The sequence below is a fragment of the Bacillus sp. 22190 genome, from assembly GCF_052045575.1.
Classification (GTDB): Bacteria; Bacillota; Bacilli; order Bacillales; family Bacillaceae; genus Bacillus; species Bacillus altitudinis.
Genome location: NZ_JBQEPF010000001.1, coordinates 34,304 through 50,440, shown reverse-complemented (window position 1 = coordinate 50,440; position 16,137 = coordinate 34,304). Strand labels below are relative to the sequence as shown.

The 16,137-nt window shown below is 42.6% G+C and carries 16 protein-coding genes; 2 read left to right on the top strand and 14 right to left on the bottom strand.

Translation table 11 applies throughout. The annotated features are described in order from the left end of the window. Nucleotides 1-103: 103 nt before the first annotated feature. Complete coding sequence (locus ACTJKA_RS00250) at nucleotides 104-1,531, bottom strand: right-handed parallel beta-helix repeat-containing protein (RefSeq protein ID WP_322536091.1); 1,428 nt, start codon at nucleotides 1,529-1,531, stop codon at nucleotides 104-106. A 359-nt stretch (nucleotides 1,532-1,890) separates the two neighbouring features. Between ACTJKA_RS00250 and ACTJKA_RS00245 the strand changes: the two genes are divergently transcribed. Next, the gene (locus ACTJKA_RS00245) at nucleotides 1,891-2,982 is read left to right on the top strand and encodes a branched-chain amino acid aminotransferase (RefSeq protein WP_008345553.1); all 1,092 of its coding nucleotides are present in this window, start codon (nucleotides 1,891-1,893) and stop codon (nucleotides 2,980-2,982) included. Between the two features lie 324 nt (nucleotides 2,983-3,306). On the opposite strand, the gene ACTJKA_RS00240 is transcribed toward ACTJKA_RS00245, so the two are convergent. The 13 genes from ACTJKA_RS00240 to sigY all read right to left on the bottom strand — a co-directional run bounded on the left by ACTJKA_RS00240 (nucleotide 3,307) and on the right by sigY (nucleotide 14,581). Beyond that, nucleotides 3,307-3,705: a hypothetical protein gene (locus ACTJKA_RS00240; RefSeq protein ID WP_025208200.1), complete on the bottom strand. Its 399-nt coding sequence runs from the start codon at nucleotides 3,703-3,705 to the stop codon at nucleotides 3,307-3,309. Between the two features lie 117 nt (nucleotides 3,706-3,822). Then, nucleotides 3,823-5,151: a 6-phospho-beta-glucosidase gene (locus ACTJKA_RS00235; protein WP_345911379.1), complete on the bottom strand. Its 1,329-nt coding sequence runs from the start codon at nucleotides 5,149-5,151 to the stop codon at nucleotides 3,823-3,825. After that, nucleotides 5,148-5,474: a PTS lactose/cellobiose transporter subunit IIA gene (locus ACTJKA_RS00230; protein WP_008345561.1), complete on the bottom strand. Its 327-nt coding sequence runs from the start codon at nucleotides 5,472-5,474 to the stop codon at nucleotides 5,148-5,150. Before ACTJKA_RS00230 ends, ACTJKA_RS00235 begins: the two co-directional genes overlap by 4 nt. Before the next feature lie 26 nt (nucleotides 5,475-5,500). Next, complete coding sequence (gene celB, locus ACTJKA_RS00225; protein ID WP_336750508.1) at nucleotides 5,501-6,850, bottom strand: PTS cellobiose transporter subunit IIC; 1,350 nt, start codon at nucleotides 6,848-6,850, stop codon at nucleotides 5,501-5,503. 14 nt (nucleotides 6,851-6,864) lie between these two features. After that, nucleotides 6,865-7,170 (bottom strand): PTS sugar transporter subunit IIB, encoded by a 306-nt coding sequence (locus ACTJKA_RS00220; protein ID WP_007497889.1) that lies wholly within the window; start codon nucleotides 7,168-7,170, stop codon nucleotides 6,865-6,867. Between the two features lie 121 nt (nucleotides 7,171-7,291). After that, nucleotides 7,292-9,235: a BglG family transcription antiterminator gene (locus ACTJKA_RS00215; protein WP_171465904.1), complete on the bottom strand. Its 1,944-nt coding sequence runs from the start codon at nucleotides 9,233-9,235 to the stop codon at nucleotides 7,292-7,294. Nucleotides 9,236-9,477: 242 nt separating this feature from the next. Beyond that, a complete protein-coding gene (locus ACTJKA_RS00210; protein WP_017368312.1) occupies nucleotides 9,478-10,092 on the bottom strand; it encodes a class F sortase in 615 nt (204 codons plus the stop codon). A gap of 68 nt (nucleotides 10,093-10,160) precedes the next feature. After that, nucleotides 10,161-11,543, bottom strand: a complete 1,383-nt coding sequence (locus ACTJKA_RS00205) for a hypothetical protein (RefSeq protein ID WP_035702513.1) — start codon at nucleotides 11,541-11,543, stop codon at nucleotides 10,161-10,163. A 111-nt stretch (nucleotides 11,544-11,654) separates the two neighbouring features. Next, nucleotides 11,655-11,768, bottom strand: coding sequence for a hypothetical protein (locus tag ACTJKA_RS00200; protein ID WP_008345567.1), 114 nt, complete (start codon nucleotides 11,766-11,768; stop codon nucleotides 11,655-11,657). Nucleotides 11,769-11,851: 83 nt separating this feature from the next. Beyond that, nucleotides 11,852-13,222, bottom strand: coding sequence for an NADP-specific glutamate dehydrogenase (gdhA, locus tag ACTJKA_RS00195; RefSeq protein WP_057078881.1), 1,371 nt, complete (start codon nucleotides 13,220-13,222; stop codon nucleotides 11,852-11,854). A 308-nt stretch (nucleotides 13,223-13,530) separates the two neighbouring features. Then, the gene (locus ACTJKA_RS00190) at nucleotides 13,531-13,743 is read right to left on the bottom strand and encodes a hypothetical protein (RefSeq protein ID WP_017368315.1); all 213 of its coding nucleotides are present in this window, start codon (nucleotides 13,741-13,743) and stop codon (nucleotides 13,531-13,533) included. Continuing rightward, a complete protein-coding gene (locus tag ACTJKA_RS00185) occupies nucleotides 13,740-14,051 on the bottom strand; it encodes a YxlC family protein (RefSeq protein WP_008345570.1) in 312 nt (103 codons plus the stop codon). Before ACTJKA_RS00185 ends, ACTJKA_RS00190 begins: the two co-directional genes overlap by 4 nt. Continuing rightward, entirely contained in the window at nucleotides 14,051-14,581 is a 531-nt protein-coding gene (gene sigY, locus ACTJKA_RS00180; protein ID WP_007497895.1) for an RNA polymerase sigma factor SigY, read from the bottom strand. The genes ACTJKA_RS00185 and sigY overlap by 1 nt, the downstream gene beginning before the upstream one ends. Nucleotides 14,582-15,070: 489 nt before the next feature. Here sigY and ACTJKA_RS00175 point away from each other — a divergent pair, with 489 nt between their 5' ends. Next, nucleotides 15,071-16,102: a pectate lyase family protein gene (locus tag ACTJKA_RS00175; RefSeq protein ID WP_017358687.1), complete on the top strand. Its 1,032-nt coding sequence runs from the start codon at nucleotides 15,071-15,073 to the stop codon at nucleotides 16,100-16,102. The last annotated feature ends 35 nt before the right edge of the window (nucleotides 16,103-16,137 follow it).

The following is a 16,137-nucleotide window of genomic DNA, read 5'->3' as shown; positions in this document are numbered from 1 at the left end:
TTGTTTTAGTTGAAATGTCTTCTTTACTTTAATGTGATGTCTCATCAATGTCAATGACTTTTTTGAAAATTTCTAAAATGATCATTTGCACCGAATGCCTTGTTTAACTGCCGATGATTTTCTTAGCAGGTGATGATGCCTTAAGACGGAAATCATATTTTTTCTCATTCACAAATTGGGGATTGAGGTGTGCTGAACCTTTATCTTGACCGCTTTTCGAGCGATACGTTTTGTAGCCTTCCAGCCATTTCCCGCGCCATACCCACTGTGAGGCTTTTGCACCTTTGCGGTCATCGTAGACATTCTTTTGGAATGTATTCTTCTTGTTCACTTCGTAGAGATTCACGACTAAGTAATGCGAAGCACTGGCTGTCATGATATTATTCGTGATTCGATTGTTCACCGATTGATATTGCATGAGCAATTGACCGCCTTCTAAGCCGGCTGTGTCATTTTTGTACAAAATATTATGGGAGATGGTCGTGTTTGTGGTTCCGCCCCGCTTCTTGTCATAGCCGCCAATGGAGATGCCTGTATAACGATTTAAATATACTTGATTGTGCTCAATGCGAATGCGTTCGGCCATCTTCCCTTTATGTTCACTTGTGACCTCAATCCCAAGGTCATTATGATGGCTGATGTTATGATCGATCACGATGTCTTTCCCGCCATCCACATAGATTCCTCCTGCGGAGATGTCCTTGCCGTACGCTGGATTCCCAACACTCGTAATCTCATAAACTTTGTTTCTAGATACGACACCATTTCGCACTTGATCATACTTTTTAGAAGGTGCGACATTCTCAAAACCAATTAAATCAATCCCGATATTGTCCGTATGCCGGACTGTATTATGTGTCACGCGGAATTTTTTAACGTTTCCGTTTAGCACAAGGGCTTCACTAAAACCTAGCTTTAACTTTTCCACAGTGTTTCCTTTGATTTCAATGTCTTCAATGGCTGCAGGTGCTTTCGTTCCATAGACCGCAATGCCATGAGCATTCCCATTTTGATGTGTCGTCTGAATGTCGTACACACGGTTGTTAAGCAGTTTAACGCCTTTGCCGCTTCCTGTGATGAATATACCGATGGGTGTCACATCTTCTTGATTCGTTTTAATATGACCGACTGTCAGCCCTTTCAGGGTGATATAGCTTTTTTGATCAATCTTCACAAGACCACCGTCTGCTTGATTTCCTTTAAGAGATGCTCCGCTAATGACAGGCTTCTCTTTTCCATACGCTTGAAATACAACTGGTGCTTTCTTTGTTCCAGAATGGCGGACAATCAATTTCTCTTTGTATGTACCGCCTCTCATATAAACTGTTGTCCCAGCTTTCGCGATACTTGTCGCTTTTTTCAGCGTACGGAAAGGCTTTTGCTTTGTCCCTGGATGTTTGTCGTTCCCATTTGCTGCGACGTAATAGGCAGTACCTTGCTTCGCACCAGCCTCCTCCGTCATCGCTTGACAGCCAAAACTAATGGCGGTCATCAATAAAATCAATAAGGTGCCTGATATCATTCGTTTCATCTCGTTGTTTGCTCCCTTCCACTCTCTTCTACCTTTATCGGTTAAAAAAAAGAGGATTAAAATATGGCAATGCCCCTTGCAATGTACTAGTCAAAAGGTGTATGGTTGAAAGAATATCTTACAGGAAAACAAATCGCTTTTAAATTGTCAGATTAATCAGTTAATAATGAAATTGGATTTTATTTCTAAGGGGAAACTTCAGTAAAACCACGACAGAGAGGATGAAAGCGCTTTAACAGATTTTTCTTGTCTGAATTCCAGAAAACCTATTGCTAATATTTTGTGAAGGTATAGAATAGAATCATATTTATTTCATATTATTAGAATTTTCAAATAATCAAACAGCAAGGAGATTTACGATGCCAAAACAACCCATCCGCGTTGAACTTAGTTCAACAAAAAAACCAAAACCTCAATCTGATCAACTTGAATTCGGAAAAATCTTCACAGACCACATGTTTGTGATGGATTATTCAATTGATAAAGGCTGGTATGATCCGAGAATTATTCCTTATCAGGCGATTCCAATGGACCCAGCTTCTATGGTTTATCATTATGGCCAATCTGTTTTTGAAGGCTTGAAGGCGTATGTGTCTGAGGATCAAAAGATTCTTTTATTCCGTCCCGAAAAAAATATGGAACGCTTAAACAGATCAAATGACCGCCTATGTATCCCACAAATTGATACAGAAACGGTTTTAGAAGGCTTAAATGAACTCATTCGCATTGACAAGGATTGGGTACCTGATGCAGAGGGCACTTCTTTGTATATTCGACCATTCATTATTTCTACTGAGCCCTATTTAGGTGTTGCACCGTCAAGCACCTACAAGCTGATCATCATTTTATCTCCAGTAGGTTCTTATTATAAAGAAGGCATCCATCCGGTCAAAATTGCGGTGGAAAACGAATTTGTCCGCGCTGTTAAAGGCGGAACAGGAAATGCCAAAACAGCTGGAAACTATGCATCGAGCTTGAAAGCACAGCAAGTTGCTGAAACAAAAGGATTTTCACAAGTCCTGTGGCTTGATGGCATCGAGAAAAAGTACATTGAAGAAGTCGGCAGTATGAATATCTTCTTTAAAATCAACGGAGAAATCGTGACGCCTGAACTGAACGGCAGCATTTTAGAAGGGATCACACGGAATTCTGTGCTTGAGCTGTTAAAGCATTGGGAAATCCCTGTGACAGAACGTAAAATTTCAATTGATGAGTTAATTGAAGCACATCAGTCAGGTGAACTTGAAGAAATCTTCGGAACAGGAACGGCAGCCGTCATTTCTCCTGTCGGTGAATTAATTTATCACGATCAGCCATACGTCATTCAAAATGGTCAAACAGGCGAAGTATCGAAGAAATTGTACGAAGCGATTACCGGAATCCAAAAAGGAACTCAGCCAGACATCTTCGGCTGGACAGTAGAAGTCGATTCGGTCGTCAAGCAGGCATAAGCAAGCGAAAGAACCTTTCATTTGATGAAGGGTTCTTTTTTTGTTTCTTTATCTCCTTCACTACCTCATAATGGAAAATATGGATCTATTCCACGCTTAAGGAGTGATGGTATGTTTTTTACTTATTTACTTGCGTTCTTTGGGATTTGCATCGGATCGATCATCATCGCTACAGGTTTCGACGATTCACCGTTCTTGACCCGTTTTCTATTTAAGTTTCTCGGGATTTCTATCCTCGTTCTTTCCATTACTTTTGTAAAAGTGAGGCGAAAGAGGTTACGCAACAAAAAGGCGAAAAAGACTTAGATGTCAGTCAGCCTCCCATCAAATCGTGCACCAAAACAAGACCGATATCCCCACAATGGCCCCTGCATATATCCACTGTTTCCCTTTGATACTCCGCTTTCTCTCGATCAGTAAAAAGATCTCTGGTAAAAAGACGATGATGATTTCTAGGATAAAAACAAGATGATAAACTGGCGGCATCGGCTGGAAATCAAAGTCTCTTTCATCTCCACCGATGGTTGCGAAATACATTAACAGATTGGTTACTGGAATGGTAAAACAAACGAGCAAGCGGAGAACATACATCCACACATCCTGTCTATGCCGAATCAGACCAATAAACGAAGCGATGATTCCATACAAAAACAAAACCACTGTGCCGTAACTAAGTAGAGGTTGAACGATAAAGCCGTAAAGCATTAACCCAATTGCCACCATATTCTAACCGTCCTTTCTGTGAAGCAGTACATGTTGTTTTTTCTATCATACACTGCTTTCTCCGGTTTCCATATGAAAAAATCATAAAAAACGGCCCCATTAAGGGGCCATTTTATTTTAAGCATTCACTGATTTGAAGAACTGCGGTAAATATTCACGGTGCGCTTCAAGCATTTCATCTAAGATTTGCTTTGCAATTTCATCAGATGGAACGAGTGGATTGATGGTCATGGCGACAAGAGCCGTCTCGTAATCTCCAGTCACAGCTGCTTCAGCTGCCACACGCTCGAAAGACTTGATTTGTTGAACGAGTCCTCTCACAGCCACAGGCAGATCACCTGTCGCGATTGGTTTTGGTCCGTCCTTTGTAATGATACAGTTCACTTCAACCGCTGATTCGACCGGAATGCTGGCAATCGCTCCTCTGTTCACTGTGTTTACCGGTTGAATGTCATGTTTATCATTGTAGATGGAACTGATCAAATTACATGCTGCATCGCTGTAATAAGCCCCGCCTCTTTTTTCGAGTTGCGGCGGTTTAATCGATAAATCTGGGTCTTTATATAACTCAAACAATTCATGCTCGACTTGCTGCACAACCTCTGCTCTTGTTCCTTTTTCTTGAGCCGCTTTTTGTTCTTCCTCCAGCATATCTTTCGTTTTATAGTAATAACGATGATACGGACATGGAATAACCCCTAAGCCTTTGACGAAAGAAGGCTCCCAGTTTTTCGCTTCAATATTCCTCATGGACCACTGGCTATTTGGATTTCCTAATTCATCGAGCACTTGATCCATAATGCTGACCCCGTCTAAATACACATCTAAGCCATAGACCATGTGATTGAGGCCTGCAAATTGTACTTCAATGCGTTCGACATCGACATCCAGCGCTTTTGCAATGCCCATTTTGATTCCAATCGGCACATTGCATAGACCGACCACTTTTTTCAGATTCGTGTAGCGTAACACCGCCTCTGTGACCATGCCTGCTGGATTTGTAAAGTTCACCAGCCAGGCATCTGGGCAAAGCTCTTCCATATCCTTCACGATGTCTAGAATGACTGGAATAGTGCGTAGACCTTTAAATAACCCGCCTGGACCATTCGTTTCCTGTCCAATGACGCCATATTTAAGCGGGATTCTCTCATCCTTGGCTCTGGCTTCGAGCAGTCCTACACGGAATTGTGTCGTGACAAAGTCCGCATCTTTCAGAGCTGCCCGGCGGTCAAGAGTGAGGTGCACTTCAATCGGCAAACCCGCTTTTTCGACCATACGTTTTGCAAGGGCACCCACGATGTTCAACTTTTCCTGACCTGCTTCAATATCCACAAGCCATAATTCCTTTACAGGCAATTCTTGATATCGTTTAATAAACCCTTCGACGAGCTCAGGCGTATAGCTTGATCCTCCGCCTATTGTGACAATTTTGATTCCGTCTTTCATGAATTGACACCTCCGAATTGCTTCATTTTTTCATGGAGCTCAATGATTTCAGCTGCAAGCTCCTTGACGGTCATAGCGTTCATCAGATGATCCTGTGCATGAATCATCAAGAGACTGACGTCGGTTTTCTCTCCTCTGATTTCTCCCTGGATCAGCTCTGTCTGTGCGTGATGCGCCTCATTTAACGCGTCTTGTGCTTCCTGCAATTTTTGCTTCGCCTCATCAAAATTGCCTTGCTTTGCACATGTAATGGCCTCCATGGCCGAGCTTCTGCCATTACCACCGTGCAGGATGAGTTGAAACACAATTTGTTCCATTTCCATCGGCCGCATCCCCCTTGTTCCCTCTATTACATGCTGACGACATTTTCATCTGTTGATGCTTTTGCTTCAAGCTCATTTTCTTCTTTCAATTTCTGCTTATCCCACATTCTAAAGAATGGATAGTATAGCGCAAATGACAAGGCAAGGTTAATCAGCTGCATGACCGCGCCAGAGATTTTCCCGCCTGTTGCGAGATAGCCTGAAATGATTGGCGGCATTGTCCACGGGACAGCGATCCCTGCCGGTTTTGCTACAAGTCCTGTGCTCATTCCGATATATGTGGTGATGATCATCATAATTGGCGTAAGGATAAACGGAATGAGAAGCATTGGGTTCATCACAATCGGCATTCCAAAAATGATCGGTTCGTTGATGTTAAAGATGGCTGGCCCAATCGCAAGACGGCCAAGCTGTTTCATTTGTTTACTTCTCGCACGCAAGATCATGGTCAGTACCAAAGCAAGCGTAGCGCCGCTTCCGCCGACATTGATAAAGATTTCAAAGAACTGCGCTGTGAAAATATTCGGCAGCACTTCTCCTGCTTGGAAGGCAAGACGGTTTTCATCCATCGCACCGAGCCAAATCGGACCCATGACTCCGCCGACAATGGTGGCTCCGTGAATACCACATGCCCAGAGGAGCATTTGCACACCGATGGCAACGATACTTCCGCCTAAGCTTCCACCAAGAATGGATAGTGGTGTGCCGATTAAGACCGTGATGATATTATGAATACTCTCAAAAGGTGTCATCTCAATCAGAAGCCTAGCGACCCAGATCAGCGTGATGACCACAAAACCTGGAATAAGTGCGATAAACGATTTACTAACTGCTGGCGGTACACCATCAGGCATTTTGATGACGATATTCCGCTGTACAATAAAGCGGTAAATTTCGGTGGAAAGCATGGCAATAATCATGGCAACGAATAGCCCTTTACTGCCCATCAGTGTGACGGGAATACCGCCATTCACGAGGATAGCTTCTGTTGATCCTTCAGGTGTGAACGGGACTTGATAAGGTGTGGCTAGAAGGAAAGCTGCGACAGCAATTGCACCAGATGACAGTGCATCGACTGCATACTTTTCAGCTAACCTGTACGCGATCCCAAAGGTCGCAACAAGTGCCATAATGTCAAAGGTGGAATTCACAGGATAGGATAGTTTCGTGGCCCATTCGGCTCCGAAGACACTTGCCATAAAATCGCTGTATCCTGGAATCGGAAGGTTGGCTAAAATAAGAAACAGTGAACCGACGATAATGAGAGGCATGGTTAAAACAATTCCGTCACGCAATGCTTGTAAATGTCTTTGAGCGGCAATCTTCCCTGCAAACGGCATAACCTTCTCTTCTAGAAATCGGTTGAATCCATTCATCCCTTCCGCCCCCTTTATCCGTTCACTAACTGTTCAGCAGATTTTAAAACCTCAGCGCCATTACATACGCCATAATGCACGGTATTAATCACATCTACTGGAATTCCTTTGTCTTCTCCGAGTTTTTTCATTTGCGGTAATAAATAACGAACTTGAGGTCCTAATAAAAGCACATCGGCTTGATCAATATGATTTTTAGCAGCATCTCCAGATACTGCCCAAATACGATAGTCTTTTCCTTGTTCTTGTGCACTCTTCTCCATTTTTGTGACAAGTAAGCTTGTTGACATACCTGCTGCACAAACTAATAAAATGTTCATTGTAAACGCCCCCTTTTTGAAGTATGAAGCTTTTCTTTACACATTCATCATATTATGAAACCGCTTTCATAAACACCCATACTTTTTCCTTTAGGAAGCGGAAAAAGTTAATATCACACCATTAGTTCTTGTACGAAGGCGCTTTTTTATCCATGACATCCAGCATGTCTTCAAAGGTGTCACAGGTGATGAGGTGCTGAATAAATTTCACATGATGGACAAGCTCTCCAAGCAGACGGTACATGCCTTTTAAATCTTTGGCATTCTCTTTTTCGACACAAAGCAAGCACACAAATTGAACTTTTTTCTCTCCCCAAATAATCGGTTTTTCTAATGTACAGATCGCCCAAAACGTCTCTTCTGTCAGCGGGGTCATCGGATGCGGAATCGCTGTATAATGCCCAAATGAAGTCGGTGCAGACTCTTCTCTTTCCATCACAGATTGTGTAAGTTCTACTGGCGCTAAGCCCATGTCAATGACCTTTTGCGTGAGAAAGTGTATGACCTCTTCCTTTGTTTGAAAGGCGCATTTTGTAAAGACCAATTCCTTTTTCATATATTGCGTGGCTAATGTCACTCTTGTTTCACTTGTCAAAGCTTCTTCTATTTTTAAAAAATCACTGCCTCCTAAAATCGTGTTCACTTGAATGACCGGAATCGGTAAATCCATATGAATGGGAATGGTCGTAATAATTAAATCCAATGCATGTAAAGAGACATGCGGAAGGGAATAAAGCTCTGCTGTGCCTAAAATGGTCAGCTTCGACCCAAATTGTGACCGCAAACGATCTTGAAGTAGCCTTGCACTCCCTGCACCAGACGCACAGACAATCAGGCATCGCTTCGGTGGTATCTCCATTTTCCTGCGCTCTAAGGCCGCACCAAAATGAAGTGCCATATAGCCGATCTCATTTTCATGAATGGACAAACCTGTCTCTTCTTCAATGATTCTGCTCGCCACAATCCCTGCTTCAAAGGCAATTGGATAGCCCGCTTTGATCTCATCAAGCATTGGATTTCTTAAATTCATTCCATACTTACACCGATTGATCGCCGGCTTTAAGTGCAAACTGAGGCCAATCAGCAATTCCGCATCTCCCGCTAAATCCAGCTGCAATTTTTGATCAATGGCTTTCAGCATCAGCTGAACAAGACGGCTCGTGTCATCATCCACAATTTGTTTTTGACCGCCCGTTGAAAAAGACTGTACCATTTTGGCTGTTCCTAGCAAATGGATGGCGATATAAACGATTTCCTCTTGTGGGAATGAGACATCCAGCAACCCTTCAAGACGCTCAACCATTTTTTTGGCTACCTTGTATTCTTTTGCCCTTGGGATTTCGTTGATTTCTTCAGGCAGCACAGATACATAGTTTCCGTGTCTAATCCGTTTACAGGCAATAGCAATATGAACAATTAAATTATTCATGCAAATGTCTGATAGATTCATTTTTTCCTCGTTGATATAATCAATCATGGTTCTCTGAATCAATTCCAGCTCATGTTTCGGCAAAATCGTAACCGCCGTGTTCAGCATGGTTTGATAGGAACGCCGTTCATTGAATAAATATTCTGACATGCAATAACGGATTTTCATCTCAGATCCTTTGATCCGGCAGCCTTTATTCGGCTTTGCTTCCAGCTTCAGATCAAAGGGTTCGAGCTTACGTTTGACCCATTTCATGTCATTACTCATCGTCGATTTACTAATAAACAGCTGCTCCTGTAAGTCTTCCAGCTTCACATATGATTCCGCTAGAAGCAGCTTTTTCAAAATAAATCGAACTCGTTCTTCTGGAAGAACAGCAAGCGGTTCTTCCTGTTCGACTTCTTCCTTCATAAAACGGCGAAAGGCAATCTCATCGTTGATCAACAGCTCATAGCCAGCGCCCCTAACAGCTGATACAGCTGCTTGATAAGGGGCTAGACGCTCATTCAGTTCCTTGATGTCTGTTCGGATGGTGCGGCTTGTCACTTGTAAACTGACAGAAAGCGCAGCGCTCGTGAGAGGAGTCTCAGCTGCCATCAGCTGACTTAAAATGTGCGCCAGTCTTTTACTCAGCATTAGGTCGGCCTCCTTCATTTAGGGTGGAGAATCTGCCTTGTTTGGACAGGTTGTATACGCTTACAGTTCTCTTCATTACTCATATTCTACTGAAAAGAAATAAAAATTGCCAACTCATTTATATGACAAACGCCCCTATTTATACATCCAACCATATCTAATGACCTATGAATCTTCTTCTAAGATGCTGTTGTGGAAATCATGAAAAAAAGGCGTTACACCTCCGTGTATCCGCCTTTTTCTTATGAGGAAATCAGTTGTGTAAAGACAACCAATCTTTTTTCATGTGTACCGGCTGCATGATCAAAAGTTCCCGTACATGTGATGAAATTGAGATTCCGTGTAAAGGCGTACCCGAAAAAAGCATTTGGTTTCTCTTCGCGCGGATAGCTTTTCACCTTGAGAACCTCAAAGGTTCGCTTTTCCCCTGACGAGGATGTCACAATGACTTTGTCTCCCTTTTTTAGCTCCTTTAATCGATAAAAAACAGCTGGACCCCATTTATTATCAACATGACCATTTATGACAGCATTCCCTTTATCACCAGGCTTCGGACCATCTTCAAACCAAGCCGTGTGATCTGTATTTTGCGGAACACCCATACTGCCATCCTTTGATAAAGTCGTTTTCTCCACTTTTGCTTGGACATCAATCGCTGGAATGGAGATGTCAGCGGGGACAATACCCGATGGCTCATCTTTTAACGTGTCGTGTGAATGAGATGGATTCTTGGCTTGTTTTGCTGTCATTGGCTCAGGAGATGATGCAGTTTCAGAGGATGACTTTTCATCTATTGATTGGGATGCGCAGCCCGTGATGATGAGAAGCGTAAGAATACTAAACAGCCATCTTTTCACGCAAGTCGACCTCCTTTTGAAGAAAGGAACGGCACGATTGTGCACGTTCCCTCTTGTCTTGATATTGTTTAATTTGATGGTTTACGGCGAATGAGGAAGAACGCCCCCACTGCACCTCCGGCTAAGATGAGACTTGCCATCATCCCAGCAAATGCTTCATATGACATACCTAATGGACCGGCTGTGCCTCCCATACCTGTTTTCGGCATCTCATTTGGCATGTTGGATTTGAATAATTCAGGATGCTGATCGACAATAGCTGATGCGACATCTTGACCAACCATGAACATATGGCCGTATGCTTCTCTGACAGTCGGGTACAGCTGATCATATTCGCCATTGTGATAAGACGTGTACGTTTTGATGAGCTCATCAATATGGGTTTTCAACCCGGCTTCTAAGTCAGCCGCCTTCAAGCGGCCATCTGTCGCTTGATCTAAAAATTTTGCTTGTTTCATACGGTAAGCATCTAAATCTTTAACAGCCTTCTCTTTTGCTTGCTCGTCTCCTGATGCATCCGCTTTAACATAATCAACTAAATATCCGATATGACTTGACCAGATCGTTTTAAATTGTTTTCCTGCATCTTTTCCATAAACAGAAGCGATCGCATCTGATAGATCATTCGTGTTTTCATTTAACGCTGCTGCCGCTTGGTCAAAGTCCTTGCTGCCATCATTCCCTTTTTGCATAGCCACTACCGCGAGTGCCAAATGCTCTGAGAACAAGTAGTTTAAATCCTCACGAAGATCTGCGGCTGGAGTATCGACTGATTTTTGATCAAATTTCCCAGGAAATTGATCTGTAATCGCCCATGATACACCTTTACCTACTTCAAACATATGATGAATGGATTTTCTGACCGTTTCATAGGTTGTATCAAAATCCTTTTCTGTGTAACTATCAAAAGCTTTTAGCAGTTCATTGACGTGCATTTTTAAACCTTCTTCAAGTTCACTTGCTTTCAATCTTCCACCTGTTGCTTTATCAAGCATATCAGCTTGTTTCATGCGGTATTGATCAAGCTCTTTGACCGCTTTCTTTTTACCTGCTTCATCTTTTTTCGCTGTTGCTTGTACATAATCAACGAAGTAGCCGATATGGCTTGACCAAATCTCTTTAAATTGTTTCCCTGCTTTTTTTCCATACACAGAGGCGATCGCATCTGATAGATCATTCGTGTTTTCATTTAACGCTGCGGCTGCTTGATCAAAATCTTTACTGCCGTCAATTCCCTTTTGCATCGTGATCACTGCTAAATAAGCATGTTCTGAGAAGAGCTGATCAAGCGCTGCGCGAAGATCCGTTGCTTTATTTGACACCTCTTGTGATGATGACGACTTTTTTGCATCCCCATGCATATGTCCTTCGTGTGCACTTGCCATTTGAGCAGTTGGTAATAATAATGCTGCACTAAGCGGGATCGTTAAAAATGCTTTTTTCATTTTCATCTGTTTTGCCTCCTCTTTCCGTTTGTTATGTACTTAACGGAGAGAGAAGTGAAATGGATCATTCCCACAGCATATTTTTTTGTTTCATTCATTTCATAAAAAAAAGCCGGATTACCCGGCTGATACGTTACGACTTTTGGATGCTTTTCGTTCTTTGTATATTTTCCTCACCACTGGATAAATCACTGGTGCCCATTTGACAATTTGTTTCAGCCACTTTTTCATTTTCTCCCGCGCCTCCTTATTGTCATTCTTACAAGACGATTCCCGATCTTGTGATGAAATAAACAGGTGCGGGAGAGCAGGAGTTAAATGACGCCTTGTGCGATCATGGCATCTGCCACTTTGCGAAATCCTGCAATATTTGCGCCTACCATTAAGTTTCCAGCGTATCCGTATTCTTCAGCTGTCTCAGTACACTGACGATAAATCGACTGCATCATTTGTTTCAACTGACCATCTACTTCTTCAAAAGTCCAAGACATTCTCGCACTGTTTTGCGCCATTTCTAACGCCGAAACACCCACTCCGCCAGCATTTGCCGCTTTTGCTGGTGCAAACAAAATATCATGTTGTTCAAATACTTTGACGGCCCCAAGTGTGGACGGCATATTGGCCCCTTCTCCTACAGCGATGACACCGTTTGCCACTAGCTGCTGTGCTTGCGACTCTGAAATTTCATTTTGGGTCGCACATGGCAGCGCAATGTCACAAGGAAGAGACCAAATTTGTTCGCAATCTTCAATCAATTCAGCATGCGGGTGAATGTCTATGTAGGCAGCAATTCGCTGGTTGTCGACTTCCTTCAGCTGCTTCACTGTCTCAAGTGAAATGCCTTGAGGGTCGTAAATGGCTCCGCTTGAATCACTACAAGCCACAACCTTTCCGCCTAATTCCAATACTTTTTCCATCGCATAAATCGATACATTCCCTGAGCCAGACACAACAACAGATCGCCCTTCAAATTGCATTCCGTGGGCTTTTAACATTTCTTCCATAAAGTACACCAGTCCATAGCCGGTCGCTTCTTTTCTTGCTAAGCTGCCTCCAAAACCAGGACTCTTTCCTGTCAGGACACCCGCTTCATACGCACCACGCATTTTTTTGTACTGTCCGAACATATAGCCAATTTCGCGTGCGCCTACCCCAATATCTCCTGCCGGTACATCTTGATCAGGTCCAATATAACGACTGAGTTCACTCATAAAGCTTTGAACAAAACGCATGATTTCTCCATCAGATTTCCCTTTAGGGTCAAAATCTGATCCACCTTTTCCTCCGCCGATCGGCAAACCTGTCAGTGCGTTTTTAAAGATTTGTTCAAATCCTAAAAACTTGATGATGCTTGCATTGACCGATGGGTGGAAACGAATGCCCCCCTTATAAGGACCGATGGCACTATTAAATTGAACCCTGAATCCTCTGTTCACCTGTACTTTGCCTTCATCGTCTACCCACGGTACACGAAACATCACAAGCCGCTCAGGCTCAATTAAGCGTTCTAAGATCCCCTGTTCTTCATACTCTGGGTGTTTTGCAAAAACCGGGACGAGGGATTCCAGAATTTCTTTCACGGCTTGCTGGAATTCCGCCTCGCCTGGATTTCGTTTTTCTACATCCTCTAGCACACGGTGGATGTAGCTTTGTGCTGTTTGTGCTGCTCGATCTAAGGTCAACATGTCTCATCTGCCTCCTTGTCAATATCTCACTCTTTGGTTGTTAGATTTTCTCACGCATATTGAGATTAATTTAACACCATTTGTAAAAACTGATCAATATTGATAACAGATGAAAACGATGCCGAAATGAGATAGATCAAGCAGGATCACCTTTCATCATGAAGATGACCCGCTCAAAGAATGACTATCGTGCTAGAAATGACGAACTGGACGTTCAACATCCCGCTTTCTTTGACACATTCATGAAACTTTCACTTTTTCTAGATGATGATCATTCAAAAAAAAGGTCAAAAGTTTTACAATGTCTTTCAATCTTTTCTGAGCTTTTCTCCTCTTTTCCGATCAGGTAAGACAACACACAGCCAATATAAAATAGAAGAAGATGGGAAGTTGATTAACCCAATGATGCCCCAGAACCATTTATAACGCCCTCTTTTCTTAGCATCCATAAATAAGAGAAATCCTTGTGCAAACAGTAACGGCAATACGCACAATAAGATGATCATATCTGTCTGACTCATAAGGAGGACCCTCCTTTAATCTGTTGATATTCCTTGATGCCGACAACCACACAGAGCGGCACGCTCACCACTTGGAGAAGAATGAAGATGATGGGCAAATGAGTAATGGCAGCTGCAAAAAGTGTCATGATGGTCAGACTGACGATGATGTACGCCAGCACTTCTTGTTTAAAACGTTTTTTCTCTTTTTCCTTTGCCTGCTTTAGCATCAACATCAAAGCTTGTTCACTCGGCTTTTCTACTTCGATTTGTTCATCGAGCTCCTGCAGCTCCTCTTTTAAACGATCGGCGAAACGGTCTTCTTTCATCAGTCCCACTCCTTTCGAATTTTCTTGATCCCATGATGAACCCTCGATTTCACCGTACCTTCTCTCACCCCAAGCATCGAAGCGATTTCAGGGTAAGTAAAGCCATAATAATAATGGAGAAGGATCGGTGCTCTCTCCTGAGCCTTTAACTCATTTAAAGCATCCCACATGTCATGCCAAGTATGGCCTTTTTGCTGAACATCCCATTTGAACCGGCGGATGGCTTCTTGATTCGCCTTCCCTTCTCTCGTCTGTTCACGTTTTCTTTTCTTTTGATGATCTAAAAATTGTCTAGATGCAATGGACATGAGCCATGTTGAAAATAATGAATCTCCTCTAAAAGAAGAAAGTTTCATGTACGCTTTGAGCATCGTTTCTTGCATGATCTCCTCTGTCAGCTCTTGTTGAAGGGTCAATTTCATCAAATAACGGTAAAGAAACGAATAATGATGCCGATAAAGGGCGGTAAATGCGGCATCATCCCCCTGTTTTGCTCGCTTGATCCATAAAGTCTCCTCGGTCTGCTCCAAACACGTCCCTCCTTCCTTTCTATCTCTTATTGATTAGACGACACCGGTGATCGCATCGTTTAAAATAGACCTTCTTTTTTTAAATTGGAGCCTTTTCTACCTGCTGTTCAGCGCATGGATCTATTTGATATCCATTTTTTTCTTATGTAATGATTATGACATTTCTTTGTCTCTAACAAAATGACGCTTTTGTAATCATCTTGATTTTCCTTCAAATGGGGAACGTCCTTTTCATAATCACTAGGTTACCCCAATACCTATCGTCAATGATCCTTGTCTCATGTAGATAAATTGAAATAATCATTGCCTTAGTTTCCTTGAAAATCGTGGAATACTTCGTTTCAATTCTTAGCCGATGATACCTTTTTGCGTGCTATGCTCTTCCTACATTCCGAAAGAGGCGATGCTGGCGAAGGAAGGAGGAGCGGTTGAATCGCAGCTTATTTTGGAAACGTTTTCATTAAAACAAAATAGAGAATGGAGATGTTCATGTTGAAGAAAAAAGTTCCAATGTTAGCTGGTGTGTTAGCGGTTGGTCTCGTGACTTCATTATTTGCGCCAAATGGGGAGGCAAAAGCAGCAACGAAATATCCAGAAAGCCCTTCGATTATGGCCAATTTTAATCAGCAAGGATTCTCCACATTAAATGGCGGTACAACAGGCGGTGAAGGCGGTAAAACAGTGACGGTGAAAACCGGAAATGAACTATTAGCTGCCCTCAAAAGCAAAGGAACAAATGAAAAATTGAAAATCGTGGTAGACGGAACCATTACTCCTTCTAATACTTCAGCCAATAAAATTGATGTGAAAGATACAAACAATGTCTCCATCGTCGGTAAAGGGACAAACGGCGAATTTAACGGGATTGGTATTAAAGTATGGCGCGCCAATAACGTCATCATCCGCAACCTCAAAATCCATCACAGCAAAATCGGTGATAAAGATGCCATCGGAATCGAAGGTGCCTCTAAAAACGTATGGGTCGACCATAATGAACTCTACAACACTTTAAACTCTGATAAAGATGACTATGATGGGTTATTCGATGTGAAAAATGACTCTGATTACATTACGTTCTCATGGAACTATGTCCATGACAGCTGGAAAACGATGCTGATGGGCAGCTCCGATAACGATAACTACAACAGAAAAATCACGTTCCACAACAACCGTTTTGAAAACTTGAACTCTCGTGTACCGTCTATGCGCTTCGGGGAAGGCCATGTGTATAACAACTATTACAAAAACATCCTAACAACAGCGATTAATTCACGTATGGGCGCGAAAATGAGAATTGAACACAACGTATTTGAAAACACGAAAAATGCCATCGGCAGCTGGGACAGCCGTCAAGTCGGTACTTGGCATGTCATCAACAACTCTTATATTAACAGCACAGGTAGCCTGCCAACGTCTTCAACAGGTACGTACAACCCTCCTTATAACTACTCTTTGCTTAACGTGAACAATGTGAAATCAGAAGTTGTATCAAATGCGGGTGTAGGAAAAGTAAATCCTTAATCTCAAAAAAACGTTCGGGCAGAAATCTTCTGTCC

Bases quoted from the DNA above. Each gene is read 5' to 3' on its own strand.
- ACTJKA_RS00250 (WP_322536091.1), bottom strand. From the start codon at position 1,531: ATGAAACGAATGATATCAGGCACCTTATTGATTTTATTGATGACCGCC.
- ACTJKA_RS00245 (WP_008345553.1), top strand. From the start codon at position 1,891: ATGCCAAAACAACCCATCCGCGTTGAACTTAGTTCAACAAAAAAACCA.
- ACTJKA_RS00240 (WP_025208200.1), bottom strand. From the start codon at position 3,705: ATGGTGGCAATTGGGTTAATGCTTTACGGCTTTATCGTTCAACCTCTA.
- ACTJKA_RS00235 (WP_345911379.1), bottom strand. From the start codon at position 5,151: ATGAAAGACGGAATCAAAATTGTCACAATAGGCGGAGGATCAAGCTAT.
- ACTJKA_RS00230 (WP_008345561.1), bottom strand. From the start codon at position 5,474: ATGGAAATGGAACAAATTGTGTTTCAACTCATCCTGCACGGTGGTAAT.
- celB (WP_336750508.1), bottom strand. From the start codon at position 6,850: ATGAATGGATTCAACCGATTTCTAGAAGAGAAGGTTATGCCGTTTGCA.
- ACTJKA_RS00220 (WP_007497889.1), bottom strand. From the start codon at position 7,170: ATGAACATTTTATTAGTTTGTGCAGCAGGTATGTCAACAAGCTTACTT.
- ACTJKA_RS00215 (WP_171465904.1), bottom strand. From the start codon at position 9,235: ATGCTGAGTAAAAGACTGGCGCACATTTTAAGTCAGCTGATGGCAGCT.
- ACTJKA_RS00205 (WP_035702513.1), bottom strand. From the start codon at position 11,543: ATGAAAATGAAAAAAGCATTTTTAACGATCCCGCTTAGTGCAGCATTA.
- ACTJKA_RS00200 (WP_008345567.1), bottom strand. From the start codon at position 11,768: ATGAAAAAGTGGCTGAAACAAATTGTCAAATGGGCACCAGTGATTTAT.
- gdhA (WP_057078881.1), bottom strand. From the start codon at position 13,222: ATGTTGACCTTAGATCGAGCAGCACAAACAGCACAAAGCTACATCCAC.
- ACTJKA_RS00190 (WP_017368315.1), bottom strand. From the start codon at position 13,743: ATGAGTCAGACAGATATGATCATCTTATTGTGCGTATTGCCGTTACTG.
- ACTJKA_RS00185 (WP_008345570.1), bottom strand. From the start codon at position 14,051: ATGAAAGAAGACCGTTTCGCCGATCGTTTAAAAGAGGAGCTGCAGGAG.
- ACTJKA_RS00175 (WP_017358687.1), top strand. From the start codon at position 15,071: ATGTTGAAGAAAAAAGTTCCAATGTTAGCTGGTGTGTTAGCGGTTGGT.